This window comes from Mycolicibacillus koreensis (assembly GCF_002104795.1).
GTDB lineage: Bacteria > Actinomycetota > Actinomycetes > Mycobacteriales > Mycobacteriaceae > Mycobacterium > Mycobacterium koreense.
On the sequence record NZ_NCXO01000029.1, the window covers coordinates 1 to 24,850 of the forward strand.

Here is a 24,850-nt window from a genome sequence, read left to right on the forward strand (position 1 = left end):
CCCCCCCCCCCCCCTTTTTTTTTTACACCCCCACCCCGCATTACCCCTTCGCGTCGCGTCTGGTGGGGTCGTAGTTGTTTATACGAGACTGGTAGCCGCCGCCGGGGTACTGCGGCGGCGGATACCCGCCGGGGGGCGGGCTCGTCGGGGCGTATTGGGTCTGCGCGTACGGGTCGACGCCGTAGGGCGGCGGGTAGCCGGGCTGACCGCCCTGCGGCGGCTGGCCCCACCCGGGGTTCTGGCCGTACGGGTCGTACGGGTTGGGGTCGTACGGGTTCGGGCCGTGGGGGCCGCCGGGGGGAGCGGTCATCTGCGCACCACCTTCACTGTCGTCGCGCACTGTCGTCGCGCCGGAAACCCGACGGTCAGCGCCACAGCATAGTCGGCCCGCCATGGTCGGCCGGTCATGGTCGGCCCCGCGGTGCTAGTCGGTCTGCGCCTTCGCCATCGCCAGCACGTCGAGGCGACGATCCAGCTCGGCTTCCGACAGCTTCTCCCCGATCAGGCCGCGGTCGATGACGGTCTGGCGGATCGTCTTGCGCTCCTTGAGTGCCTCCTTGGCGACCGCGGCGGCCTCCTCGTAGCCGATCGCGGAGTTCAGCGGCGTGACGATCGACGGCGACGATTCGGCCTGCTCGCGCATGTGCGCCTCGTTGGCCACCAGCCCGACGATGCACCGCTCGGCGAACAGCGTCGACACGTTCGCCAACAGCGTGAACGACTCCAGCAGGTTGCGCGCCATCATCGGGATGTAGACGTTGAGCTCGAACGCCCCACCGGCGCCGCCCCAGGCGATCGCCGCGTCGTTGCCGACCACCTGGGCGGCGACCTGGGTGACCGCCTCGGGCAGCACCGGGTTCACCTTGCCCGGCATGATCGAGCTGCCCGGCTGCAGATCCGGCAGCTGGATCTCGCCGAGACCGGTCAGCGGACCCGACCCCATCCAGCGGACGTCGTTGGCGATCTTGGTCAACGACACCGCGATCGTGCGCAGCGCCCCGGACGCCTCGACCAGCCCGTCGCGGGCGGCCTGGGCCTCGAACGAGTTCGTGGCGGTGGTCAGCTCGGCCAGTCCCGTGTCGGCGACGAGCACCTCGACGACCTTGGCGCCGAACCCGTCGGGGGCGTTGAGCCCGGTGCCGACCGCGGTGCCGCCGATGGCGAGCTCACCGAGGCGCGGCAGGCAGGCGCGGACCCGCTCGATGCCGGCGGCGATCTGGCGGGCGTAGCCGGAGAACTCCTGGCCGAGGGTGACCGGGACGGCGTCCATCAGATGGGTGCGCCCGGACTTGACCACGGTGCGCCACTGGTGGGCCTTGTCGTCGAGCGCGGTGTGCAGCACCTCCAGCGCGGGAATGAGGTGGCGCACGGCGGCCTCGGTGGCGGCGATGTGGGTGGCGGTCGGGAACGTGTCGTTCGACGACTGGGACATGTTGACGTCGTCGTTGGGGTGCACCGTGACCCCGCCCGCCGCGGCGATCGAGGCGATCACCTCGTTGGTGTTCATGTTGGAGCTGGTGCCCGAACCGGTCTGGAACACGTCGATGGGGAACTGGTCGTCGTGGCGGCCCTCGGCGATCTCGGCGGCCGCGGCGATGATCGCGTCGGCGCGGTCGGCCGCCAACAGCCCCAGGTCCTTGTTGACCTGGGCGCAGGCGCCCTTGAGCAGTCCGAGGGCGCGGATCTGGGTGCGTTCCAGGCCGCGATGCGAGATCGGGAAGTTCTCCACCGCGCGCTGGGTCTGGGCCCGCCACAAGGCGTTGACGGGCACCCGGACCTCGCCCATGGTGTCGTGTTCGATGCGGTATTCGGTGTCGGCCATCGGATCAGTCCTCGGTGTCGCGGAGTCGGGAATCGGTGAACAGGGGAAATCAGGGCAGCGGGTAGGCGGCTTTGGCGTCGCCGGTGAAATCCACCGCCGAGTACTCGGTGAGTTTCGACAGCCGGTGGTAGGCCTCGATCATGCGGACGGTGCCGGACTTCGAGCGCATCACGATCGACTGGGTGGTGCAGCCGCCCGGGTAGTAGCGCACCCCCGTGAGCAGGTCACCGTCGGTCACCCCGGTCGCCGAGAAGAACACGTTGTCCCCGGCGACGAGGTGTTCGGTGGTGAGCACCTCGTCGAGGTCGTAGCCGGCGTCGAGGGCCTTGCGCCGCTCGGCGTCGTCGGTGGGCGCCAGTTGCGCCTGGATCGCCCCGCCCATGCAGCGGATCGCCGCGGCGGCGATGATGCCCTCCGGGGTGCCGCCGATCCCGGCGAGCATGTCGGTGCCGGACTCCGGTCGGCACGCCGAGATCGCCCCGGCGACGTCCCCGTCGGAGATCAGCCGGATCCGCGCCCCCGTCTCGCGGGCGTCGGCGATGAGCTGGGCGTGGCGCGGCCGGTCCAGGATGCACACGGTCATGTCCCGCACCGACAGGCCCTTGACCTTGGCCACCGCGGCGATGTTGGCGCTGATCGGGGCGGTGATGTCGAGCACGTCGGCGGCTTCGGGGCCCACCGCGATCTTGTTCATGTAGAACACCGCCGACGGGTCGAACATGGCGCCGCGCTCGGCGACGGCGAGCACCGAGATGGCGTTGGGCATGCCCTTGCTCATCAGGGTGGTGCCGTCGATCGGGTCGACGGCGAAGTCGCAGTCCGGCCCGTCGCCGTTGCCGACCTCCTCGCCGTTGTAGAGCATCGGGGCGTGGTCCTTTTCGCCCTCGCCGATGACGACCACGCCGCGCATCGACACCGAGTTCACCAGTTCGCGCATCGCGTCGACCGCGGCCCCGTCGCCGCCCTCCTTGTCGCCGCGCCCCACCCAGCGGCCCGCGGCCATCGCACCGGCCTCGGTGACCCGCACCAACTCCATGGCCAGGTTGCGGTCCGGGGGTTCCGGGCGGGGCGGCTGCGCTGCGGCGCCGGGGGATTCGGTGGCGTCAGTCATGCCCCCGATTGTCCCAGAAGCACGTCGGCGGCCGTGAGCTGGGATACTGGCCCGGTGACTAGCCAGCCGCAGCCCGCGCCCAAACCGGATAAACCGCGGTTGCTCCAGGACGGCCGGGACATGTTCTGGTCGCTGGGGCCGCTGGTGCTCGCCTGCATCCTGCTGGCCGGGCTGGTCGGGATGTGCTCGTTTTCCCCCACCGGGGTGCACAACGGGCCGGTGCCGGACTACGACGCCGACGCCGCCCTGCACGCCGATGCCACCACGCTGGGCTTCCCGGTGCGGCTGCCGCGGCTGCCCGAGGGCTGGCAGCCCAACTCCGGGGCCCGCGGCAGCATCGAGGCCGGCCGCACCGACCCCGTCAGCGGGCAGCCGAGCCGCGCGGTGACCTCCACGGTCGGGTTTTTAAGCCCCACCGGCCAGTACCTGGCGTTGATCCAGAGCAACGCCGACGAGGAGAAACTCGTCGCCAGCCTGCAGCCGCAGGCCCACCCCACCGGCGTCGAGGACGTCGACGGCACCACCTGGGTGGTCTATGAGGGCGCCGACGTCGAACCGATCTGGACCACCCGGTTGACCGGCCCCGGCGGTGCCGCGCAGGTGGCGATCACCGGGGCGGGCAGCGCGCAGGAGTTCCGCACGCTGGCCGCGGCGACCGCATCCCAGCCCCCGCTGCCCGCCGACGAATAGCCCTCAGCGCCGGGCCAGCCGCGCGCGCAGCGCCTGCAGCCAGCGCGGCCCGTCCTCGGCGTCGTCGTCGCAGGAGGGCTCCTGGAGATCCACGCCCTTGTAGACGGCCAAATAGACGTCGATGGTGGTGACGATGACGATCATGATCACCGGCCCGATGACGATGCCCCAGAAACCGAACATGGTGATCCCGGCGAACACCGCCAGCAGCATCAGCGCCGGGTGCAGGCGGGCGTCGCGGGGCACCAGGAACGGGCGCAGCACGTTGTCGATGTTGGTCACCACCACCAGGTGGAACACGAAGACGAACACCCCGCCGGCGATGTTGCCGAAGAACATCATCCCGATCCCGAACGGCATGGTCACGATGCCGCCGCCGAGCGGGATGATCGACAGGGCCGTCAGCAGGATCGCGAAGATGAAAAAGCCGCGGTGGAACCCGCCGATGTAGATCGAGGCGGCACCGGCCACCCCCTGGCACAGCGCGATGACGAACTGTCCGCTGACGGTGCCGCGCACCATCGACCCCATCTTGGCCAGGTACAGGTCGGTGACGTCCTCGCCGAGCGGGTTGAGCCGGCGGATCAGCGTCTGGATGCGGTCGCGGTGGATCAGCAGCGCCACGAACACGTAGAGGAAGATGATCGCCGAGGTGACCGCCGCGGCGATGCCGCCGACCGCGCCCTGCGCCTGGCCCAGCAGCCACTGGCCGCCTTCCTGGCCGACCCGCACCATGCCGCTGCGCAGCATCTCCGGGGTCACCGTCACCTCGACGTAGGGCACCCGGTCGAGGGCGTCGTTGACCACGGTGAGTGCTTTTTCGCCGAGCTTGTCCGGGCTGGTGTCCCCGACCCACCCGGTGACCTGATCGACCATGTGCGAGACCTGGATGACCGCGAGCACCAGACACCCGCCGACCGGGATGAACACGACCGCCATCGCCGCCAGCAGCGTCGCGGTGGCCGCCAGGCCCGTCGACACCCGGCGGCACAGTCGGGTGAACAGCGGGGTGAACAGGTACGCCCCGACCGCGGCGACCACGATCAGCACGAAGTAGCTGCGCAGGAAGTACGCACCGAACGCCAGCGCGCCGGCCGTGGCGATCGCCAGGGCGCGCCGCTGGGTGAGGGTGAATTCCTGCTCAAGGGCCATGGTCTGTCCGCCCTCCCGTCTCGTCACCGCGTCGGCGGTGTACCAGCGATCTTTCCCGGCCGCCGCGCCGGGCGGGCACCGTTCGGCGGGAAAAGCCCCTACACCGCGGGCCGGCCGTAGATCGGCGGCGGGATCACCGCTGCCCGAAGCGGTGGCCCGCCGCAGGGGCTACCCGGCGTTGCGCTCCGCTTTGACCGTCTCGAACAGTTCGACGTAGTAGGGCAGGCACTGCTGCATGGCCTGCTCGGTGGTGTAGAGCGGCTCGTAGCCCAAATCGCGGCGCGCCTTGGCGATCGAGAAGTAGTTGTCGATGTAGAGACGTTCCACCGCGCCCGGCTCCAGCAGCGGGGCGGGCAGCTTGAACTTGTAGTGCGCCCACTGCCAGGCCGCCATCGCCGCGCGCACCGGCGCGCCGGGGATCCGCAACCGCGGGAAGGGTTGGCCGCAGGCCTCCATGACCGGCCGGGCGAACTCGAACATGTTGATCGGTTCGCCGTCGTTGATGAAGTAGGCCTGGCCCGGGGCGGTGCCGCCGGGCACCAGGTGTTCGGCGGCGAGGATGAACCCGTGGATGAGGTTGTCGACGTAGCTGTTGTCCAGCTTGGCGTTCTTGCCGCCGATGAGCACCTTCACCTGTCCGGAGAGCATGCTTTCGAACAGGCGGCGGAACATCGTCTGGTCGCCGGTGCCCCAGATGCCCGACGGGCGGATCGAGCAGGTGAGCATGCCGGCGCCGTCGTCGGGGTTCGCGCCGAGCACGAACTTCTCCGCCGCGACCTTCGTCTCGGTGTACAGGTCGTTGAACCGGGTGGTGTAGGGCATCGTCTCGTCGCCGTTGCGGATGTGTTGGCGTCCACCCATCACCACGCTGTTGGAGGCGGTGTAGACGAACCGCCGCACCCCGGCCAGCTGGCCGGATTCCACCAGGTTCTTGGTGCCGTCGACGTTGATGGCGAAGCTGCGCTGGCGCAGTTCGTCGGTGACCTCCGCACCGCCGGCCAGGTCGATGATCGCCGCGGTGTGGAACACGGTGTCGATCCCGTCGACGGCGGCGGCCACCGTCTCCGGGTTGGTGATGTCGCCCTGCAGCACCTGCAGTTTCGGGTGCTCGGCGATCGGGGAGGGGGCCCGGTCGAAGGCGCGCACCTCGTAGCCGCGCTCGAGCAGCGTGCGCACCAGGTTGGCGCCGACGAACCCGGATCCGCCGGTCACCAGGCAGCGGCCGAGCTCGGTGGTCAGTGATGCATCACCCATGGCGGGGAGCATAACTGAAACATGTTCCAGAGTTGCCGCTTCGGGGGGGGGATTCGGCCGCGGGCGCACCGCTGGTCACCGCGGTCTACTCCGGCGCGCCGTCGTCGGCGTCATCGCTGTGGAGGACCTCGGCCACCCGCTCGCGGGCCCCGGCCAGGTGTTCTTCGCAGCGCCGGGCCAGCGCTTCGCCGCGCTCCCACAGCGTCAGCGACTCATCGAGGCTCAGCCCGCCGAGTTCGAGCACCCGCACCACCTCGACCAGCTCGTCGCGGCACTGCTCGTAGCCCAACGCGCCGATGGGTGTCGCGTCGGCCTCGCCGGTCGCGTCGTGCTCGGCGTCGTGCTCAGTCGCCATCGGTGCTCCCCTCACTGATTGCCGCCACCGCCCCGTCGGCCACCCGGATCCGCAGCCGGGCACCGGCCGGGGCGTCGCTCACCCGGTGTACCACCGCCGGGCGGGCGTCGGTGCCGTCGGTGGGCATCACCTGGACCACCGCGTAGCCGCGGGCCAGGGTGGCCGCCGGGCCCAGCGTGCTCAGCCGGGCCGACAGGTGCCCGATCCGGTCGGTTTCGCCGGCGACCGCCCGGGTGATGTCGCGGCGCACGGCGGCGCGCGCCCGGGCGATCTCCTCGGCGCGGGTGGTCAGCGCCGCCAGCGGGTCGGCCAGCACCGGGCGGCTGCGCAGATGCTGCAGCGCCCGGCGCTCGCGGGTGACCCAGTTGCGCAGGGCCCGGGCGCTGCGGCCCCGCAACCCGTCGAGCAGCGCCTGCTCGGCGGCGATGTCGGGCACGATCTGTTTGGCCGCATCGGTGGGTGTGGCGGCCCGCAGGTCGGCCACCAGGTCGCACAGCGGAGCGTCCGGTTCGTGGCCGATGGCGCTGACCACCGGTGTGGTCGCCGCGGCGATCGCCCGGCACAGCGTCTCGTCGGAGAACGGCAGCAGATCTTCCACGCTGCCCCCGCCGCGGGCGATGACGATGACGTCGACCTCGGGATCGGCGTCGAGTTCCCGCAGTGCCGCCACCACCTGCGCCACCGCGGTGGGGCCCTGCACTGCGGTGTTGCGGATGGCGAACCGCGCCGCCGGCCACCGCTCGGACGCCACGACCGTCACATCGCGTTCGGCCATGCTGGCGCGTCCGGTGATCAACCCGATCATGTTGGGCAGGAAGGGAATCGGGCGTTTGAGGCGGGGGTCGAAGAGTCCCTCGGCGTCCAGCAGGCGACGCAACCGGTCGATGCGAGCGAGCAGTTCGCCGACACCGACGGCGCGGATCTCGGTGAGCCGCAACGAGAACGTGCCGCGTCCGGTGTAGAAGTTGGGTTTTCCGCAAACCACCACCCGGGTGCCCTCGGTCAGGGTCACCGGGGCGTTGGCGAGCAAGGTGGGCGAGCAGGTGACGGTCAGCGACATGTCGGCTGCCGGGTCGCGCAGCACCATGAACGCCGTTCGGGTGTTGGGCCGCAGTTTGATCTCGGTGAGCTGACCCTCCACCCACACGGTGCCCAGCCGGTCGATCCAATTCTTGACCCGCACGGCGACCGCACGCACGGGGAACGGGTTCTCCGCCGAGGCGCCCTGGGCCGCGGCGGTCACCGACGACTCACTTGGTCGACACGCGGGTGATCCTGTTGGCGAGCAGCGTCTGGAACGGGGCGCGAGCCTTGGTGGATTCCTCGTAGCTCAGCAGCGCCTGCAGGTCCTCGACGCTCAACGACGTCAGGCGCGCACGCAACTGGGCCAGGGTGAGGCTCGGGTAGTTCAGCTCGGTGACCACCGCCGGGGTCTGCGGCGCGGCCTCGGCGGCCGGCGGCGCCGGTCGGTCCTCGTCGGGCGTGCCCTCGGCGGTGGAGTACAGGGCGAAGCGGCCCGCCGTGCGGCGCTCCCCGTTGCCGGCCGCGTCGCCGGACTGGTCACCGCGCTGCGGCGCGGTGTCACCGGCGTCACCGGCGCCCTCGGGCAGGTCCTCGTCGAAGACCGCCCACTCGGGCTGCTCGTCTTTGGGGGGGAACAACGTCTCCAGAGTGGCGTCACCCTTGATGACCACCTCGGCGATGTTCTGCTGCACCGACATCACCAGGTGCGCTGCCTGACTGGCCAGCGTCATGGGGTACATCAGGACGTTTCGTGGCAGTTTGCGGGTCTCTTCGACAGCGATCGCGGCCGCGCCGACCAGCAGTCGGACTCCGTACGGTGCACTAGACATGCCTCCAGCCTGCCTTAACCTGCGGTCGAGGCCAAACGCCGGGTGTGGCGGGTGGTGTCGGCCCAACGTACTCTGGTGAGCATGCCGCCGACCGTCAACATGGGGATCCCCGGTGCGGCCAGCTCGCTGGTCACGCGGGGTTCCGGGAAACAAGTACTGCTCGCCGAGCCGCGCGGATACTGCGCCGGCGTGGACCGAGCGGTGGAGACGGTGGAGCGCGCGCTGGAGAAACACGGGGCTCCGGTCTACGTGCGCCACGAGATCGTGCACAACCGCCACGTGGTCGACACCCTGGCCGCCGCGGGGGCGGTCTTCGTCGACGAGACCGACGAGGTGCCCGAGGGGGCGATCGTGGTGTTCTCCGCCCACGGGGTGGCCCCGAGCGTCCACGAATCGGCCGCCGAACGGGAGCTGCAGGTCATCGACGCCACCTGCCCGCTGGTCACCAAGGTGCACAACGAGGCGAAGCGGTTCGCCCGCGCCGACTACGACATCCTGCTGATCGGCCACGAGGGCCACGAGGAGGTCATCGGCACCGCCGGTGAGGCACCCGACCACGTGCAGTTGGTCGACGGCCCCGACGCGGTCGACGCGGTGGTGGTGCGCGACGAGAACAAGGTGGTGTGGCTGTCGCAGACCACGCTCAGCGTCGACGAGACGATGGAGACCGTGCACCGGTTGCGGGAGCGGTTCCCCAAGTTGCAGGACCCGCCCAGCGACGACATCTGCTACGCCACCCAGAACCGCCAGACCGCCGTCAAGGCGATGGCCCCGGAGTGCGAGCTGGTGATCGTGGTGGGGTCACGCAACTCGTCGAACTCGATGCGGCTGGTCGAGGTGGCGCTGGGCGCCGGTTGCCCGGCCGCGCACCTGGTCGACTACGCCGGGGACATCGAGGAGAGCTGGCTCGACGGGGTGCAGTCGGTGGGCGTGACCTCCGGGGCGTCGGTGCCCGAGGTGCTGGTGCGCGGTGTGCTGGACACGCTGGCCGAGCACGGCTACGACACCGTGCAGCCGGTGACCACCGCCAACGAGACCCTGGTGTTCGCCCTGCCCCGCGAGATCCGCCCGGCGCGCCGCTCCAGCTAGCGGGCGACCGTCGGCGTGTCGCCGCCGTGGATGCACAAACCCCGATGCACACTCCCGCTGCTCGCCGCCGGGACGGTGGCTACCGATCCGCAGCCCATCCGCGGCCGATCCACCCGCGCAGACCCTGCCGCTGGTCAGATGTCGTATTGCCAGGTGTCCGCGGGATCGGTGTCGCGCAGTCGCCGGCCGGGGGGAGCCTCACCCGAGCCCGAGCCGCGGTAGCGGACCCGCGACACCGGGTGGTGGGTGCTCTCGGCGGTCGGCACCCGCGGGCGCCGCGGCGGTGGGCGATCCGGGCGATCCGGGCGATCCATCGTGTCGTACGGGTCGAACCGGGTGCCGCGGCGCTCCGGCTCACCGGCGCGGCCCGGGTCGCGGGGGCGACGCGGGCGCGGCGGGGGCAGGTCGTCGTCGCGGCGGCGACGCGACCGCTCGGCGTCCCGGTAGTCGGCCGCGGGCCGGCGGCGCCGCACGGGACGGTCGGGATCGGCGGTGGCACCGGGTCGGGGCCGTCGCCGCGGCTGCTGCCCGTCGCGATCGACGGCATCGCCACCGCGGGGGCGCCGCGGGCGTCCGGCCCGATCGGTGGGCGGACGCTGGGGACGGCGGGCGCTGCCACGCCGCGCGGAGCGGTCGATGGTGTGCCGCCGTGGACGGTCCGTCCCGTCCCCGGTCTCCTCCGAGCCGCCGCCCCACAGCGAGGTGAGTTTGGCCAGCAGCGTCGCGACCGGGCCGGGCTCACCCGACGCACCGGCGTCGGTGTCGGGGATGTCGTCGGCGGTGTTCGCGCTGTGCCCGACCGCACCGAGCACCCACCGGATCGCCCCGATCACCAGCACCACCACGGAGGCGAACACCATCAGCGGGAACCGTTCGATCAGCGGATAGCCACAGTTGATCAGCAGGTTCTTCAGCCCCGAGACGGTCGCGCCGTGGAACAGGAAATAGGCGCCGGGCACGCTGCAGAACAAGATCAGCGGCGGCTGGATCACCGCGGTGAACAGCCCCGACTGCTGGACCGCGAGGACCGCGACCACACAGCCGAGCACGTACAGCGCGGCGAACACGGTGGTCAGTTGTTTGTCCCCGGAAGCGGCGTCGACGGCGAATCCGACGGTGGTCAGGGCCACCGCGAGCACGATCGCACCCCACCACGGCACCCCCGCGACACCGGGGTGCACCGAGCGGTGCTCGGCGCTCACCGCCCACCGGGCACGCTGTGCTGACACAGGTAGACCGTACCGGCTGCGGTTGTGAGCGCGGCGGCAGCACGCCTGCGGTGTGGCGCACAGTCTCCCGGTCGGCGGGGGTGAACGGTGCGATCGGCACCGATAGACTCTGGTCCCTGTGAGTCTGAGCCTGGGGATCGTGGGACTGCCCAACGTCGGGAAATCAACGCTGTTCAACGCGTTGACCCGCAACAACGTGCTGGCCGCGAACTATCCGTTCGCGACCATCGAACCCAACGAGGGCGTGGTGCCGCTGCCGGACTCCCGGCTGGACAAGCTCGCGGAGATCTTCGGCTCGCAGCGCATCCTGGCCGCCCCGGTGACGTTCGTCGACATCGCCGGAATCGTCAAGGGCGCCTCCGAGGGAGCCGGGCTGGGCAACAAGTTCTTGGCCAACATCCGCGAATGTGACGCGATCTGCCAGGTGGTGCGGGTCTTCGCCGACGACGACGTGGTGCACGTCGACGGCAAGGTCGACCCCGCCGCCGACATCGAGGTCATCGCCACCGAGCTGATCCTGGCGGACCTGCAAACCCTGGAGAAGGCCGTGCCGCGGCTGGAGAAGGAAGCCCGAAACAACAAGGACCGCAAACCGGTTCTGGAGGCGGCGGTCGCCGCGGGTGAGATCCTCGACAGCGGCACCACCCTGTTCTCGGCCGGGGTGGATCCCGCGCCGCTGCGGGAGCTGAACCTGCTGACCACCAAACCGTTCCTGTACGTGTTCAACGCCGACGAGACCGTACTGGCCGACACGGCGCGCATCGCCGAGTTGCGGGAGCTGGTGGCCCCGGCCGACGCGGTGTTCCTCGACGCGAAGATCGAGGCGGAGCTGGCCGAACTCGACGACGACTCGGCGCTGGAGTTGCTGGAGTCGATCGGGCAGACCGAACGCGGCCTCGACGCGCTGGCCCGCGCCGGGTTCCACACGCTGGCCTTGCAGACCTATCTGACCGCCGGGCCCAAGGAGGCCCGCGCCTGGACGATCCGCCAGGGCGACACCGCGCCGAAGGCGGCCGGGGTGATCCACACCGACTTCGAGAAGCGCTTCATCAAGGCCGAGGTGGTCTCCTTCGACGATCTTGTCGCCGCCGGGTCGATGGCCGCGGCCAAAGCCGCCGGCAAGGTCCGCATGGAGGGCAAGGACTACGTGATGGCCGACGGGGACGTGGTGGAGTTCCGGCACGGATAGCCATCTGGCCGGCAACGATGAGCGCGCAGGTCCCCGAGACTCCTCCGGACATCCCGGGCAAGGTCGTGGAACTCGCCGGAGCGGATCCCATCGCGGCGGTATGGCGAAACGAGCTGGGGGGATGGACCTTTCGGGCGTGCGGTCGTCGGGGGACCCGCTATATCAAGTGGCAGCCTTACGCGGGCCTGGATTCGGGGCGCCGCGGGGATGTGGACCTTCTCGTGGAGTCGGAGAAGCTGCGGTGGGCCGCTCAGTTCATTGCCGTCCCGCGGGTCCTTGACGGCGGCGAAGACGATGATCACGCCTGGCTGGTCACCGAGGGAATCGACGCGATTCCGGCGGCCGACCCGCGTTGGCGTGACACGCCGGACGTCGCGGTGCGGGCCATCGCCACAGGCCTTCGGCGCATCCACGACGCCCTGCCGGTCGACACCTGCCCCTACCGCGGCGCGTGGCTCGGATCAAAGGCGCCGCCGGAGCCGGAGCGTCTGGTCGTCTGCCACGGCGACCCCTGTGTGCCGAACACGCTGATGAACCGCGATGGCGAGTTCGCCGGGCATGTGGATCTGGCGCGACTCGGTGTTGCCGACCGTTGGGCCGACCTGGCGATCGCGACGTACAGCATCAGTTGGGAGGTCAACTTCGGGCGGAGGTTCGATGAGCTGTTCTTCCAGGCCTACGGGGTGAAGCCCGACGACGAGCGGATACGCACCTACCGAGAACGCTGGGATGCGCAGTGAACAGATGCGACGGCGGCGTGGTGGAGTCCGGGTTCAACGTCTAGCGTTGGTGACTCACGCTCGAACGGCAGGCACTGCGGGACACGATCACCGCGATCACTGCGTTGCGAAGCGTAGTCACGATCGCAGAACCACCCGGGCAGGGCCGCTGCCGCACGGCCGCCGTTGACGAACTCACCGCGTCCGCCGGGGCGTGCGCCGTCGCGCCGACCTCGACACCACCGGCACGCCCGCCCCACGAAGGAGACCACGTGGCAGCCCCCGACAGCCATCCGGCGACACGCGCCGCCGACCCGGGCTCCCCGGGCGCGGGCCGCCCACCGCGTGCGGGCCCGACGATCGGCATCCTGGTCTTGGCGGCCTTCACGATGTTCCTCAACGAGACCGTCCTGGCCGTCGCGCTGAAGACCCTCAGCGAGAGCCTCGCCCTGCCGATATCGACCGTGCAGTGGGTGACCAGCGTGTTTCTGCTCACGATGGCTGTGGTCGTCCCCGTCACCGGCTATCTGCTGGAGCGGTTCGACGAACGTCAGGTGTTCTTCGCCTCCACCGGGCTGTTCTCCACCGGCACCCTGGTGTGCGCGCTGGCCCCCGGCATCGAGATCCTCATCGGCGGGCGCGTCCTGCAGGCCGGTGGCACCGCGCTCATCATGCCGCTGCTGATGACGACCATCATGCGTTCGATCGCCCCCGAACGGCGCGGAACCGTCCTCGGCACGGTCACGATCGTGGTCGCCGTCGCGCCCGCGCTCGGGCCGACCGCCGGCGGCTTCGTGCTCGGATCGTTGAGCTGGCGCTGGCTGTTCTGGATCGTGCTGCCCATCCTGGTCACCGTGATCCTGGTCGGAGTGGTTGCCCTGCGGCCCGCCCATCAGGGCGCGCGCTGCGCACTCGACGTCCCCTCGATCCCGCTGGTTGCCGTCGGCTTCGGCGGACTGGTCTACGGGCTGACCGCGATCGGCGAGTCGACCGGTGGGCTCGACGTCGTGGCCGTCGCGGCGCTGAGCATCGGCTGCGTCGCGATCACGGGATTCGTCGCCCGGCAGTTGCGCCTGCAGCGCCGCGACCGTGCACTGCTCGACCTGCGGGTGTTCACCCATCGGCGGTTCCGGGTCGGGGCCGGCATCGTCGGGTTGCTGTTCGTCTGCATGATGGCGCTCAGCGCGGTGCTGCTGCCGATCTACCTGCAGACGGTGCTGGGGCAAACCCCGATGGCGACCGGGCTGGTACTGCTTCCCGGGGGTCTCGCGCTCGGCGTTTTGGGGCCGGTGGTCGGGCGCGTTTACGACAGGATCGGTGCACGGGGCCTGGTCATCGCCGGCACCGCCGCGGCCACGGCGGCGGTGGGCATGCTGGCCCTGCTCGGTGTCGGCTCACCGCTGTGGTGTGTCGTGGTGGCGAACCTCGCGCTCATGATCGGCATCAGCTTGGTGATGACCCCGCTCAACACCGACGCCCTCTCGGCACTGCCCAAGCACCTCTACTCCCACGGCGCTGCGACTTTGACGACCGTCCAACAGATGGCCGGGACGATCGGCATCGCCGTGTTCGTCACCATCGCCACCCGGGCATCCGGCAGCGTCGCGGCGGCACCGGATGCGGCCGGTTTGCATCGGGCCTTCGCGGCGATGGTGTGGTGTCCGCTCGCGGCGCTGGCGCTTGCCTTCCTGGTCCGTGGCCCCCGGCCGGGCCCACTCGACGCCGAAGGACGGTGAGGCCCGACCAGCGGTCACCGCGGGTGGGCCGGATCCGTCACCGGGGTGAGTCGCTGCGGTGACCGGACCGCAACGCCGACAGGGAAGGCTTGACGCCGTGTCGGTGGTTGAGGCGATCTACCTGGCGGCGGCGGTGCTGTGGATTCTCGTGGTGGTGACCGCGGCCGGTGTCGCCGGCCGCTACCTGCTGAAGCTGCGGGCCCGGCGGCGTCGGGTGCAGCGGTGGATCGCCGGTGTGCGCCGGCCCATCGACCGCGCCGCCGGCCCGTACCGCGCCGCGGCGATGCGCGGCGCGGCGCTGGTGCAGCGGGTGGTGATCGACATCCGGGCGGTGCCCGCCGACCGCCCGGGTGGCCGCCGACCCCGGCCGCCGATGCTCACCCGGTGACCGGTTGGGGCGGCTGGGGTAACCGGGGCCGGTGGGGTGACTGGCAGCGACGGGGAGCGCCTGAAATCAGCTCAGATCGACTGAGTGCGACTGAGATCGACGCTGTGGTGGACATACACCGTCCTATAGAGCCGAGTATGTCCACCACAGCGTCGATCTCAGCAGCCACCCCGGTCGACCCGGGCGTCAACGGGGCGGGTGGGCGCTGAACCGAATCGGGCAGTCGACCCGGAATCCGCGTGAGGCAAAAGCCGCGCGTGGTGCCGGCGGGTGCCGGGCAGCCCGCGCCACCAGCGAAAATGCCGCCGATTGGCCCGGTCCCGGCGCTGCGCCAGCTGCCGGGGCTCGCATCGCGCACCGTGCACGACCCGCTAGTCTCGCCCACAGGTGAAGGGAGCCGAGCATGACCACCTCAACGAACCACCTGGGCGATCTGATCGCCGCCACCGACGCGGCGGTCAGCGCCGATCCGGCCAATGCCGACGCGGTGTTCCGGGCCTCGGCGATCGCCCACGACGCGGTGGCCAGCACCGTGACCCTGGGCCGTTACCGGGTGGAGGTCGATGAGCCGCCGGCACTCGGCGGGCAGGGCAGCGCCCCCAACCCGGTCGAGTACTACCTGGCGTCGCTGCTGTCGTGCCAGATCGTCACCTGGCGGTTCTGGGCGCAGAAGCTCGGCATCGCGGTCGAGGGCATCTCCGCGAGCGCGGAGGGCGATCTGGACGTGCGCGGCTTCTTCGGCTTCGACGACGCGGTGCGCCCCGGCTTCAGCGCGGTGCGGGTGGCGGTGACGGTGACCGGACCGGAGCCCGCGGAACGCTACGAGGAGCTGCTGGCGGTGGTGGAGAAACACTGCCCGGTACTGGATCTGACGCTGAACCCGACTGCGGTGCACACCACCGTGACCAAGGGTTGAGGACTCACCGCGGCAGCAACTCCAGAAACGCCCGGGCGACCGGGTTGCTGGGCTCGCGGGTGCGTGCGGCCAGCGCGAGCCGCCGGCTCGGCGGCGCGTCGCCGGGAGTGAGGGGGTGCATCCCGATCACCGGCAGGCCGCTGCGGCGCGCCACCGGCTCGGGCACCACGGCGATCCCCAGCCCGTGGCGCACCAGGCTCAGCGCCTGATCCATCTGAGAGGTCCGAAACGCGATCCGGCGGGTGACCGCGGCCGCGGTGAACAGCGCCGCCACCGCGGTCTGCAGCCCCAGCCCGGCCTGGAACTCCACGAACGGTTCCTCGGCCAACTCGGCCAGGCGCACCCGGGCGCGCGGGGCCAACCGGTGGTCGGGGCCGACGACCACCACCAGGGTCTCCGGGTAGTCCCGCAGCGACACCATCCCGGCCGGCAGCGGTGTGGCGTCCAGGGCGACGAACGCCAAGTCCAGCTCACCGCTGTCCAGCACGTCGAGCAGCTCGCGGGTGGGCGCCTCACGCAGCAGCACCTGCACGGAGGGGTGGCGCCCGTGCAGCCGGGCGATGGTGGCGGGCAGGTCGACCGCGGTGAAGGTCTGCACCACCCCCAGCGCCAGCATGCCCGCCTCGGTGCCGCGCAACGCGGCGATCGCGCTCTCGGCGGCCGCCGCCTGCCGCAGCAGCCGGCGGGCGTGGCCGAGCAGCACCCGCCCGGCGGCGGTCACCACCACCGACCGGGTGGTCCGCTCGAACACCGGCAGGCCCAGGTCGCGTTCCAACGCCCGGATCGAGGCACTCAACCCCGACTGGGAGATCGCCAGCGCATCGGCGGCGCGGGTGAAATGGCCCACGTCGGCGACCGCCACGAAATGGCGCAGCTGCCTGAGCTCCATAAATCGATCATATCGATCAATTAAAGAAGAATGAATTGTTTTACATCTGATTGTCGGGTGTCGATGATGGGAGCCATGTCGTCTCCCGCCGCCCCGCAGCGCATGGATCGGCGCTTGGTGCTGGTCATGGCGTTGATCACCGGGCTGGTGGTGGCCAACAGCTACTACGCCCAACCGCTGGTGAGCACCATCGCCGCCGAGTTCGGCGCCTCGACCACCAGCGTCGGGCTGATCGTCACCGCCAGTCAGGTCGGCTATGCGGTCGGTCTGGCGCTGCTGGTGCCGCTCGGCGACCTGATGGAGCGACGACGGCTGCTGACCGCGATGCTGCTGGGCACCGCGGTGTGCCTGGTGGGCATGGCGTGCGCGCCGAGCTGGCCGGTGCTGGCCGGCGCGGCGATCCTGGTCGGGCTCGGCTCGGTGGTCGGCCAGGTGCTGGTGCCGTTCGCCGCGACCCTGGCCTACGAGGAGGAACGCGGCCGGGTGATCGGCAGCGTCATGACCGGTCTGCTGCTGGGCATCCTGCTCTCGCGGGTGGTGGCCGGGCTGATCGCCGGGGTGGCCGGCTGGCGGGCGGTGTTCGTCGTCGCGGCGGTGCTGATGCTGGTCTGCTGCGCGTTGGTGCGCACCCTGCCGGCGCGCGCACCCGAGGTGGAGATGGGCTACGGGCGCCTGCTCGCCTCGGTGATCGCGATCGTGCGTGAGGAACCGGTGCTGCGGCCGCGCATCGTCTACGGGATGGCGACCTACGCCTGCTTCGGGGTGTTCTGGACCAGCATCGGTTTCATCCTCGCCGGCGGGATCTACGGCTGGTCGGACACCCAGATCGGCTTGTTCACCCTGTTCGGGGTGGCCGGTGCGGTGGCGGCGAAGTTCGCCGGCGCGCTGGCCGACCGCGGCTACGCCCGGGTGCAGACCGGGGTGTTCGTGGCCGTGACCGCGGCGAGCTTCCTGCTGCTGTGGATCGGCCAGACCCAGGTGGTGGCGATGGCCGTCGGGGTGGCGCTGCTGGACCTGGGCATTCAGGGCACCCACATCAGCAACCAGAGCATCTTCTACCCACTGCGCCCCGAGGCCCGCAGCCGGCTCAACACCGCCTACATGACCAGCTACTTCGCCGCCGGCTCGCTGGGCAGTGTGGCCTCGGCGATCGTCTACGGCACCTACGGCTGGGGCGCGGTGTGCCTGCTCGGCGCGGCGTTCCCGGTGCTGGGCGTGCTGGTCTGGCTGGCCGAGATGGCGCGGGCGGTGCCCGCCCGCCGCGCGGGCGGCGACGGGCCGGCGGCTCCGGGCGCGCCGGTAGATTCCTCTCGTGCGTCGATTGTTGGAGCGGGCCCTGCTCGGTGACCCCTGGCCATGGCACGCGGTCCTGGCCGCGGCGGGCCTGATCTACGCGGGTTTCGCCGCCGTCGACGCGCAGTGGGCCTTCACGGCCGCCGGCGCCGCCGCCGCGGTCTACTTCGGCCAGCACGCCCTCCGCGGATTCCGGCACCGCCACGACGAGCCCGACGGGCGGCACCGCCCCGATCGGGCGCCGTAGCGCCGACCGCCCCCGGCCGACCGTCCCACGGCGACCGCCTCAGCGCACCAGGACCTCGATCTCGCGGCCGAGCTGGTATCCGGCGGTCAGCGGGAGGATGTCGCCGCTCCAGAATGATCCCGGGTCAAACCAGCTGGACTCCTTGTCGGTGGCGATCAACCCCATCTCCTCGTAGGTGATCGCCACCGTCTCGGCGCAGTAGGCGGTCTGCAGGCCCACCGAGCGTCGGCGCTGCTTGCGGCGCCGGCCGACCTCGCGCACCTTGCGGTCGACCACCGGGATGCCGCGGGTCCAATCCGCCGCGGTGGGCAGCCGGCCGCGAAACCAGCGCGCGGTCAGCCGTGCCGTCGACGGGAACGGGGTGCCGTCCATGCGCGAGATCACCCGCAGCAGCCGGTCCTCCTGTTCGCGGCCGGCATAGGGGGTGAGCTGGCGCAGCCAGCACCGCTGGCCGTAGGTGTGGACCCACTGCTCGACGGACTCGCGGGCGTCGTTGAGCTGCACCCCGCGGTGGTGGGTCCCGGTCCACACGTCGAGCAGCTTCTGGCCGAGTTCGGCGTGCCACATCAGCGGCGGCAGGTCGTCGATGGCCACCGTCATCCCGACGTGGTTCACCGGCGCGTTGGACAGGGCCTGGATGGCCCGGTCCGGGCCGGAGTGGCCCCGGAACAGCCAGACGTCGCCGGTGCGGGTGGAGTCGAGGGCTTCATCCAGGCTCACCGTGTGTGCGGTCACGACAGCACTGTAGACACACACCGGGCAGACTGTCGGCATGCGCAAGTTCTGGAAGTGGCTGGGATTGGCCGGTGTCGTCGGTGTCGCCGCCGGTGGGGTGCTGGTCGCCCGCGACCAACGGCGCCGCAAGGCCTACACCCCCGAGGAGATCCGGTCCCGGCTGCACCAGCGTCTCGCCGAATCCCCGCAGGGCTAGTAGTCGACCGGGAACAGCCGGTGACGGCCGCCGAACCCTTTGAGCTCGGTGTCGATGCCCGCGCCGATCTCGATGTCGTCGCACGCGGCGACCGCGTCGCGCACCGGTTCGCTGAGCAGGATCTCCCCGCCGTCGGCGTAGCCGGCGACACGGGCGGCCATCGCCACGTTGCGCCCGAACAGGTCATCGCCGCGGCGCACCGACGGGCCGACGTGCATCCCGATGCGCACCCGCACCGCACGATCGGTCTTCGCACGCTGACGCCGGCCCAGGGACTGCTGGATGGCGATCGCGCAGCGCACCGCCGGCTCCGGGCGGGCGAACGCGATCATGAACCCGTCGCCTTGCCCCTTGACCACATGGCCGTCATGGGAGGCGACGAGTTTGCGGATCAGCTTGTCGTGCGTGGCGATCAGCTTCACCCAGGCACGGTCGCCGATCTGTTCGTTGAGCGCCGTGGACTCCTCGATGTCGGTGAACAGGATCACCACGTTGCCGTCGCGGGTGACCCGGGCCAGATCGGGCTGTTCGACCTGCGCCCACCCGGCCAGGTCCTCGATCGAGGACCGCACCGCGGCGCCGAAACCTTCGGTGCGGACCAGATTGGCGGTCTGCCACACCGTTTTGACCGCCTCCCGCCCCCCGGTGAGCAGCATGGTGCGGGTGTCGAGGCGCCGGCGCAGCCGTGCGGTCTCGGTCTCGGTGGCGGCCAGCGCCCGGGTGTGGACCCGCCAGAGCACCACTAGCGCGATCGCCTCGGCCACCGCGATCACGCCCAGCACCCACAGCGCGATCACCATGGTCAGACCTGCGGACGGGACACGAAGTCGACCACCGCGGCGCTGAACGCGTCGTTGTCGTCGCCGGCGGCGGTGTGCCCGGCGTTGCCGAGTTCGACGAACTCCGCGCCCGGCACCTTCGCCAGAAAGTCCTGCACCCCGGCCGTGCTGACCACGTCGGAGAGCTTGCCGCGGATGAGCAGGATCGGGATGGTCAGATCCCGGGCGGCCCGCTCGAGCTTCTCGGTGCGCAGCGCCGGGTCGTCGCCGGGCTTGGTCAGCAGCGCCGGGTCCCAATGCCAAAACCAGCGGCCGTCGCGGTGGCGCAGATTCTTCGTCAAGCCCTCGATGCTGCGCGGGCGGTCCCGGTGCGGCAGATAGGCGGCGATGGCGTCGGCGGCGTCCTCCAGGCTGTCGAACCCGTCGACGTGGCGGAACATGAAGTCGCGGATGCGGGCACTGCCGCTCTTCTCGAAGCGCGGCACCACGTCGACGAGCACCAGTTTGCGCACCGCCTGTGGGCCGGCCTGATCGGCGACGAGGATCGCGGTCAGCCCACCCAGGCTCGCCCCCACCAGGGCCACCGGCCGGCCGATGGCGGCCAGCACCGCGGCAACATCGGCGGCGAGGGTCTCGATCGCGTAGTCCGCCCCCGGGGAGCGCTGGCTGTCGCCGTGGCCGCGGGTGTCAAGGGCCACCACGTGGAAGCCGCGATCGGCGAGCACCTGGCCGGTGCGCTTCCAGGAGAACCGGTTCTGCCCGCCGCCGTGCAGCAGCAGCACCGTCGGCAGCGCCGCGTCGGCGCCCTCGGTGTTCCACTCGTCGGCGGTCAGGATGATGCCGTCGGCACCGGCATACTGCGTGGTCTGCGGCGGACTCGACATTGCCCCACCGTAGCGCCGCGGCGCGGCCGGGGTGCCGGCCGGTGGCCGACCACGTAGGTTGGGTAACAACTGTGTGGCAACGGATCGTGATGGCAGAGATGACTGAACCTGACTGGATCGACATCGAGACCCCCGAAGTGAGCCTGAAAGCGTTGGCGTGGGGTCGCCGTGGCGCGCCGATTGCGCTGTGCCTGCACGGTTTTCCCGATACCGCCTACAGCTGGCGCAAGCTGGCGCCGCGGCTCGTCGAGGGCGGATGGCGGGTGGTGGCGCCGTTCATGCGCGGCTACGCCCCGTCGGCGATCCCGCGCGACGATGCCTACCACGTCGGGGCGTTGATGGCCGACGCGCTGCAGGTGCGCGAGGCCGCCGGTGGCACCGACCGCGACGTGGTGATCGGCCACGACTGGGGAGCGATCGCCGCCAGCGGGCTGGCCGCCGCACCGGGCAGTCCCTTCGCCAAGGCGGTGATCATGTCGGTGCCGCCGGTGGCGGCGTTCCGGTCGCCCGGCGGCATCGCCGACCGGGCCCGGTTGCTGAGCCGGCTGCCCGGGCAGATGCTGCGCAGCTGGTACATCGGGTTCTTCCAACTGCCGTGGCTGCCGGAGCGTTCCGCGGCCACCGTGGTCCCGCTGCTGTGGCGGCGCTGGTCACCCGGCTACGACGGCACCGAGGCCGCCGAGGATCTGCGCCACGTCGACGCGGCGATCGGCAGCCCGGAGAGTTGGCGCGCCGCGCTGGGCCCCTACCGCGCCACCATCCGCGGCTCCCGCCCGCCGGAGCCCTACGCCGAGTTGCACCGGCACTGGATGAGTCCGCCCCGGCTGCCCAGCCTGTATCTGCACGGCCGCGACGACGGCTGCCTGTCAGCGGGTTTCGTCCCGTGGGCCGGTCGGGTGCTGCCGCTGGGCAGCGACGCCGCGGTCATCGACCACGCGGGCCATTTCCTGCAGCTGGAACAACCCGACCGGGTCGCCGAGGTGGTGCTGCCGTTCCTCGGCGCCACCGGGTGACGCGGTGCCCACCGTGCCGATGGCCCCGGTCGACGCCCAGTTCCATTGGATCTCGGCGATCCTGCCCAGCGATCAGTTCCTGGTGTACGGATTCGGCGGGGAGCCCACCGATTTCGACGCCGCCGTCGCCGCGGTGATGCAGCGGGCGCGAAGCTGCCCGGCGCTGACGGTGCGTCTCGACGACCGCGGCGTGCTCACCTATCCGCGGTGGGTGCCCGCCGCCCCGCCACCGCCGCGGGTGCACCAGGTGAGCCGGCCGGAGTGGGCGCAGTGCCTGCAGGCGGTGGCCCGTCTCGGCGACGACCCGGTGGACGCCGGCGTGTCGCCCTGGCGGCTGCACCTGTTCCCCGGGGTGCGCGGGCTGCCCGGATCGCCCGGCACCGGCACCGTCGCGGTGTTGCAGGTCGCCCACGCGCTGGCCGACGGGGCCCGGGCGGCCCGGTTGGCGGCGTGGCTGTTCGGCCGGCCGGCACCGGTGCCGGAGGTGGCGACCCGCCGGCGCGGATGGCTGCCGTGGCGGGCGGTGCAGGCCGCCCGCGCGCACCGGCGACTCGAGCGCGACATCGCCGCCGGTGTGCTGGCACCGCAGCCCGGTCCGCGGCCTGCGTTGGTGACCAACAGCCGACCCGACGGGCCGCCGGTGCTGCGCACCCTGGTGCGCCGCCGTGATCAACTCGGCGATACGACGGTGACCGTGGCGGTGCTCAGCGCGGTGTCCACGGCGCTGAGCCGCCACCTCGGTACGGTCATCGACACCCTCGGCGCGGAAGTGCCGATGACCAAACCGTTCTCCCGCCAGGCGAACAACCATTTCCACAACGTTGCCGTCGGTCTGCACCCGCAGGTGGATCCGGCCGAACGGGCCCGCCGCATCGCCGCCGAGTTGGCCCAGGGGCGCGCCCGAGCCGACCATCCGGCCACCATCGCCGCCAACCGGGCGTTCGCCACGGTCCCGGCGGCGCTGCTGCGCTGGGGGGTCGGCCGTTTCGATCCGGGACTGCGCTCGCCGACGGTGGCGGGCAACACGGTGGTCTCCAGCGTGCACCGCGGACCCGCCGACCTGCGATTCGGTACCGCGCCGGTCGTGTTGACTGCCGGGTATCCGGCACTGTCGCCGATGATGGGTCTCACCCACGGGGTGCACGGCATCGGCGACACCATCGCGATCAGCGTGCACACCGCCGCCCCGGCGATCACCGACGTCGACGCCTACCTCGAGCACCTCGACGCCGCCCTGCCGCGGGGGTAGGCGCCGGCGGCCGATCGCTGCACCGCGACGCGATCACCCGATAGCGTGGAGACCATGACTGCCGACATGACTGCCGACATCGCGATCCTGATCCTGCGGTTGCTGCTGGGGTTGACTCTGGCGGCCCACGGCTTGAACAAGTTCTTCGGCGGTGGTCGCATCCCCGGCACCGCCGCCTGGTTCGACAGCATCGGGATGAAGCCGGGCAGGCTGCACGCGCTGGCCGCAGCCAGCGCGGAGACCGCGGCCGGCCTGGGGCTGGCGGTCGGGCTTCTGACGCCGATCACCGCAGCCGGGTTCGTGGCGTTGATGGTGGTCGCGGCGTGGACGGTGCACCGCGGCAACGGCTTTTTCATCACCAACCAGGGGTGGGAGTACAACCTGGTGCTGGCGGTGGCGGCGAGCGCGGTGGCGATGCTCGGTGCCGGTCGTTACAGCCTCGACCAGGTGATCTTCGGGCACAGCTGGGCCGCCGGATGGTGCGGGCTGGTCATCGCGGTCGGTCTGGGCCTGGCCGGGGCGATCGGCCAGCTGGCGATCTTCTACCGCCCGCCCGCGCGCTAGCGGACCGGCCCGGTCAGCCCGCCGCGTACGGTAGGTCGCTGCTGGTGTTCGGGTCGGCGACCACGCGGCGGCCCAGGTAGGGGAAGGCCCGCTGGGGGCAGGCGGGGCGGGGGCAGATCTTGCAGCCCGCCCCGATCGGGACCGCGGTGCCCGGGTCGTCGAGGGCGACGCCGGTGGAGTAGACCAGGGCGGGCGCGTGTGCGAGGTCGCACCCGAGCCCGATGGCGAACCGCTTGTGCTGGCCCAGATAACCGCGCCCGTCGGGCTCGGTGGTTTTGGCCAGCCAGAAGTACGACCGGCCGTCGGGCATCTCGGCGACCTGGGTGATGATGCGGCCCGGTTGGGCGAACGCGTCGTGCACCACCCACAGCGGGCAGCTTCCCCCGACCCGGCTGAAGTGAAATGCGGTCGCCGACTGGCGTTTGGAGATGTTGCCCGCGCTGTCGGCGCGGACGAAGATGAACGGCACGCCCTGCACCCGCGGGCGCTGCAGCGTCGACAGCCGGTGGCACACCGTTTCGAACCCCACCTCGAAACGACGCCCCAGCAAATCGATGTCGTAGTGCAATTCTGTTGCCGCGGAGTGGAATTGATGATATGGCAGCAGGAAGGCCCCGGCGAAGTAGTTGGCCAGGCCGATGCGGGCCACCTCGCGGGCCTCGGTGCTGAGCTGATCGTCGGCGGCGATGATCGCGGTGATCAGCTCCGACTGGGTCAGTAGCGCCAGCTGGGTGGCCATCTGAAAGGCGCGCTGGCCCGGCAGCAGCCACCGGGCGACGCGCAGGACCCGGGTGTCGGGGTCGTAGTGGCGTTTGGTGCGCTCACCGAGGTCGGCGTCGACGGTGACGGTGACCCCGTAGCGTTCGGCCATCAGTGCGGTCAGCTGGTCGTCGAGGCCGCCGATGCGCATGCCGTTGTCGGCGAACATCGCCTCGGCCGCCACGTCGAGGTCGCCGATGTAGTTGTTGCGGTCGTAGAAGAAGTCGCGGACCTCCTCGAACGGCATCGGCCCGCCCAGGGGCGTGTCGGTGTCCGCCGACGCGCGCGACCGGTAGCCCTCCAGTTCCTCGGTGGCGTCGCGCAGCCGGCGGTGCAGGCTGAGCACACCGCGGCCGATGTCGGGCATGCGGGCGACCAGTTGCTCGAGTTGGCCGCTGCTGGCGGCCGGTTCGGCGCCGCTGGTGGCGAACACCTCGGCCAGCTCGGCGATGAGCCGCGCGTCGGTGTCGGGGGAGAAGTAGTGCGCCGGCAGATTGAATCGCTCGGTCACCACCAGCAGCACCGACACCGTCAACGGACGCTGATCGTTCTCCAGCTGGTTGACGTAGCTGCTCGACAGGTCCAGCGCCTTGGCCAACGCCAGCTGGGTCAGACCGCGCTCCTCGCGCAGCCGTCGCAGCCGGGCACCGGCGTACATCTTCGCCACGGCTGACACAGTACCGCGCGCGAGGTTCGCAACGTTCGCAAAATGGAGCCGTTCGGGACGCAAAACTCCGCA

The 24,850-nt window shown here is 71.1% G+C and carries 27 protein-coding genes; 13 read left to right on the forward strand and 14 right to left on the reverse strand.

Features of this window, described 5'->3' with window-relative positions:
• Positions 1-40: 40 nt before the first annotated feature.
• The 3 genes from B8W67_RS12910 to glpX form a co-directional block, all read right to left on the reverse strand.
• Positions 41-310, reverse strand: a complete 270-nt coding sequence (locus tag B8W67_RS12910) for a hypothetical protein (RefSeq protein ID WP_133056109.1) — start codon at positions 308-310, stop codon at positions 41-43.
• 114 nt (positions 311-424) lie between these two features.
• Positions 425-1,822: a class II fumarate hydratase gene (locus tag B8W67_RS12915; RefSeq protein WP_069392498.1), complete on the reverse strand. Its 1,398-nt coding sequence runs from the start codon at positions 1,820-1,822 to the stop codon at positions 425-427.
• A gap of 49 nt (positions 1,823-1,871) precedes the next feature.
• Positions 1,872-2,933, reverse strand: a complete 1,062-nt coding sequence (gene glpX, locus B8W67_RS12920) for a class II fructose-bisphosphatase (protein ID WP_197747574.1) — start codon at positions 2,931-2,933, stop codon at positions 1,872-1,874.
• Positions 2,934-2,987: 54 nt separating this feature from the next.
• On the opposite strand from glpX, the gene B8W67_RS12925 reads away from it, so the two are divergent.
• On the forward strand, positions 2,988-3,623 hold the full coding sequence (locus B8W67_RS12925; protein WP_085304386.1) for a DUF4245 domain-containing protein: 636 nt from the start codon (positions 2,988-2,990) through the stop codon (positions 3,621-3,623).
• 3 nt (positions 3,624-3,626) lie between these two features.
• Here the strand turns inward: B8W67_RS12925 and B8W67_RS12930 are convergent, their stop codons facing one another.
• The 5 genes from B8W67_RS12930 to B8W67_RS12950 all read right to left on the reverse strand — a co-directional run bounded on the left by B8W67_RS12930 (position 3,627) and on the right by B8W67_RS12950 (position 8,237).
• A complete protein-coding gene (locus tag B8W67_RS12930) occupies positions 3,627-4,775 on the reverse strand; it encodes an AI-2E family transporter (RefSeq protein ID WP_069392500.1) in 1,149 nt (382 codons plus the stop codon).
• A 168-nt stretch (positions 4,776-4,943) separates the two neighbouring features.
• On the reverse strand, positions 4,944-6,029 hold the full coding sequence (locus B8W67_RS12935; protein ID WP_069392547.1) for a 3-beta-hydroxysteroid dehydrogenase: 1,086 nt from the start codon (positions 6,027-6,029) through the stop codon (positions 4,944-4,946).
• A gap of 85 nt (positions 6,030-6,114) precedes the next feature.
• Positions 6,115-6,384, reverse strand: coding sequence for an exodeoxyribonuclease VII small subunit (locus tag B8W67_RS12940; protein WP_085304388.1), 270 nt, complete (start codon positions 6,382-6,384; stop codon positions 6,115-6,117).
• On the reverse strand, positions 6,374-7,627 hold the full coding sequence (gene xseA / locus B8W67_RS12945) for an exodeoxyribonuclease VII large subunit (protein ID WP_085304390.1): 1,254 nt from the start codon (positions 7,625-7,627) through the stop codon (positions 6,374-6,376). The genes B8W67_RS12940 and xseA overlap by 11 nt, the downstream gene beginning before the upstream one ends.
• Before the next feature lie 7 nt (positions 7,628-7,634).
• On the reverse strand, positions 7,635-8,237 hold the full coding sequence (locus B8W67_RS12950) for a lipid droplet-associated protein (protein ID WP_069392503.1): 603 nt from the start codon (positions 8,235-8,237) through the stop codon (positions 7,635-7,637).
• A gap of 81 nt (positions 8,238-8,318) precedes the next feature.
• Between B8W67_RS12950 and B8W67_RS12955 the strand changes: the two genes are divergently transcribed.
• Positions 8,319-9,326, forward strand: coding sequence for a 4-hydroxy-3-methylbut-2-enyl diphosphate reductase (locus B8W67_RS12955; RefSeq protein ID WP_069392504.1), 1,008 nt, complete (start codon positions 8,319-8,321; stop codon positions 9,324-9,326).
• Between the two features lie 134 nt (positions 9,327-9,460).
• Here the strand turns inward: B8W67_RS12955 and B8W67_RS12960 are convergent, their stop codons facing one another.
• Complete coding sequence (locus tag B8W67_RS12960; protein WP_085304392.1) at positions 9,461-10,555, reverse strand: DUF6542 domain-containing protein; 1,095 nt, start codon at positions 10,553-10,555, stop codon at positions 9,461-9,463.
• A gap of 118 nt (positions 10,556-10,673) precedes the next feature.
• Between B8W67_RS12960 and ychF the strand changes: the two genes are divergently transcribed.
• The 5 genes from ychF (at position 10,674) to B8W67_RS12985 (ending at position 15,503) form a co-directional block, all read left to right on the forward strand.
• Positions 10,674-11,744: a redox-regulated ATPase YchF gene (gene ychF, locus B8W67_RS12965; protein WP_069392505.1), complete on the forward strand. Its 1,071-nt coding sequence runs from the start codon at positions 10,674-10,676 to the stop codon at positions 11,742-11,744.
• A 17-nt stretch (positions 11,745-11,761) separates the two neighbouring features.
• Positions 11,762-12,484, forward strand: coding sequence for a phosphotransferase (locus B8W67_RS12970; RefSeq protein WP_085304394.1), 723 nt, complete (start codon positions 11,762-11,764; stop codon positions 12,482-12,484).
• A 251-nt stretch (positions 12,485-12,735) separates the two neighbouring features.
• Positions 12,736-14,199 carry an MDR family MFS transporter gene (locus B8W67_RS12975; RefSeq protein WP_218959023.1) on the forward strand — a complete coding sequence of 488 codons (1,464 nt, stop codon included), beginning with the start codon at positions 12,736-12,738 and terminating at the stop codon, positions 14,197-14,199.
• Positions 14,200-14,296: 97 nt separating this feature from the next.
• On the forward strand, positions 14,297-14,587 hold the full coding sequence (locus B8W67_RS21125) for a hypothetical protein (protein WP_197747575.1): 291 nt from the start codon (positions 14,297-14,299) through the stop codon (positions 14,585-14,587).
• A 403-nt stretch (positions 14,588-14,990) separates the two neighbouring features.
• Positions 14,991-15,503, forward strand: coding sequence for an OsmC family protein (locus B8W67_RS12985; RefSeq protein WP_069392508.1), 513 nt, complete (start codon positions 14,991-14,993; stop codon positions 15,501-15,503).
• 4 nt (positions 15,504-15,507) lie between these two features.
• On the opposite strand, the gene B8W67_RS12990 is transcribed toward B8W67_RS12985, so the two are convergent.
• Entirely contained in the window at positions 15,508-16,392 is an 885-nt protein-coding gene (locus B8W67_RS12990) for a LysR family transcriptional regulator (RefSeq protein WP_085304396.1), read from the reverse strand.
• 75 nt (positions 16,393-16,467) lie between these two features.
• Between B8W67_RS12990 and B8W67_RS12995 the strand changes: the two genes are divergently transcribed.
• Positions 16,468-17,739, forward strand: a complete 1,272-nt coding sequence (locus tag B8W67_RS12995; protein ID WP_338043106.1) for an MFS transporter — start codon at positions 16,468-16,470, stop codon at positions 17,737-17,739.
• The gene (locus B8W67_RS13000) at positions 17,705-17,932 is read left to right on the forward strand and encodes a hypothetical protein (protein WP_133056110.1); all 228 of its coding nucleotides are present in this window, start codon (positions 17,705-17,707) and stop codon (positions 17,930-17,932) included. Before B8W67_RS12995 ends, B8W67_RS13000 begins: the two co-directional genes overlap by 35 nt.
• 39 nt (positions 17,933-17,971) lie before the next feature.
• Here the strand turns inward: B8W67_RS13000 and B8W67_RS13005 are convergent, their stop codons facing one another.
• The gene (locus tag B8W67_RS13005; RefSeq protein ID WP_109561789.1) at positions 17,972-18,652 is read right to left on the reverse strand and encodes a guanylate cyclase; all 681 of its coding nucleotides are present in this window, start codon (positions 18,650-18,652) and stop codon (positions 17,972-17,974) included.
• A 52-nt stretch (positions 18,653-18,704) separates the two neighbouring features.
• On the opposite strand from B8W67_RS13005, the gene B8W67_RS20310 reads away from it, so the two are divergent.
• Positions 18,705-18,863, forward strand: a complete 159-nt coding sequence (locus tag B8W67_RS20310) for a hypothetical protein (protein ID WP_109470126.1) — start codon at positions 18,705-18,707, stop codon at positions 18,861-18,863.
• Here B8W67_RS20310 and B8W67_RS13010 read toward each other — a convergent pair.
• Together B8W67_RS13010 and B8W67_RS13015 are read right to left on the reverse strand one after the other, a co-directional pair.
• Positions 18,860-19,663: an adenylate/guanylate cyclase domain-containing protein gene (locus B8W67_RS13010; protein WP_069392512.1), complete on the reverse strand. Its 804-nt coding sequence runs from the start codon at positions 19,661-19,663 to the stop codon at positions 18,860-18,862. The genes B8W67_RS20310 and B8W67_RS13010 overlap by 4 nt on opposite strands.
• A 2-nt stretch (positions 19,664-19,665) precedes the next feature.
• Positions 19,666-20,526 (reverse strand): alpha/beta fold hydrolase, encoded by an 861-nt coding sequence (locus B8W67_RS13015; RefSeq protein WP_085304402.1) that lies wholly within the window; start codon positions 20,524-20,526, stop codon positions 19,666-19,668.
• Positions 20,527-20,624: 98 nt separating this feature from the next.
• Here B8W67_RS13015 and B8W67_RS13020 point away from each other — a divergent pair, with 98 nt between their 5' ends.
• Genes B8W67_RS13020 through B8W67_RS13030 form a run of 3 tightly spaced genes read left to right on the forward strand, consistent with a single transcriptional unit; the run spans position 20,625 to position 23,352 of the window.
• Complete coding sequence (locus B8W67_RS13020) at positions 20,625-21,539, forward strand: alpha/beta fold hydrolase (RefSeq protein ID WP_085304429.1); 915 nt, start codon at positions 20,625-20,627, stop codon at positions 21,537-21,539.
• 19 nt (positions 21,540-21,558) lie between these two features.
• The gene (locus B8W67_RS13025; RefSeq protein WP_085304431.1) at positions 21,559-22,788 is read left to right on the forward strand and encodes a WS/DGAT domain-containing protein; all 1,230 of its coding nucleotides are present in this window, start codon (positions 21,559-21,561) and stop codon (positions 22,786-22,788) included.
• Between the two features lie 54 nt (positions 22,789-22,842).
• Complete coding sequence (locus tag B8W67_RS13030; protein WP_372507486.1) at positions 22,843-23,352, forward strand: DoxX family protein; 510 nt, start codon at positions 22,843-22,845, stop codon at positions 23,350-23,352.
• A 13-nt stretch (positions 23,353-23,365) separates the two neighbouring features.
• Here B8W67_RS13030 and B8W67_RS13035 read toward each other — a convergent pair whose 3' ends face one another.
• Positions 23,366-24,769 (reverse strand): short-chain fatty acyl-CoA regulator family protein, encoded by a 1,404-nt coding sequence (locus B8W67_RS13035; protein ID WP_084228866.1) that lies wholly within the window; start codon positions 24,767-24,769, stop codon positions 23,366-23,368.
• Between the last annotated feature and the right edge of the window lie 81 nt (positions 24,770-24,850).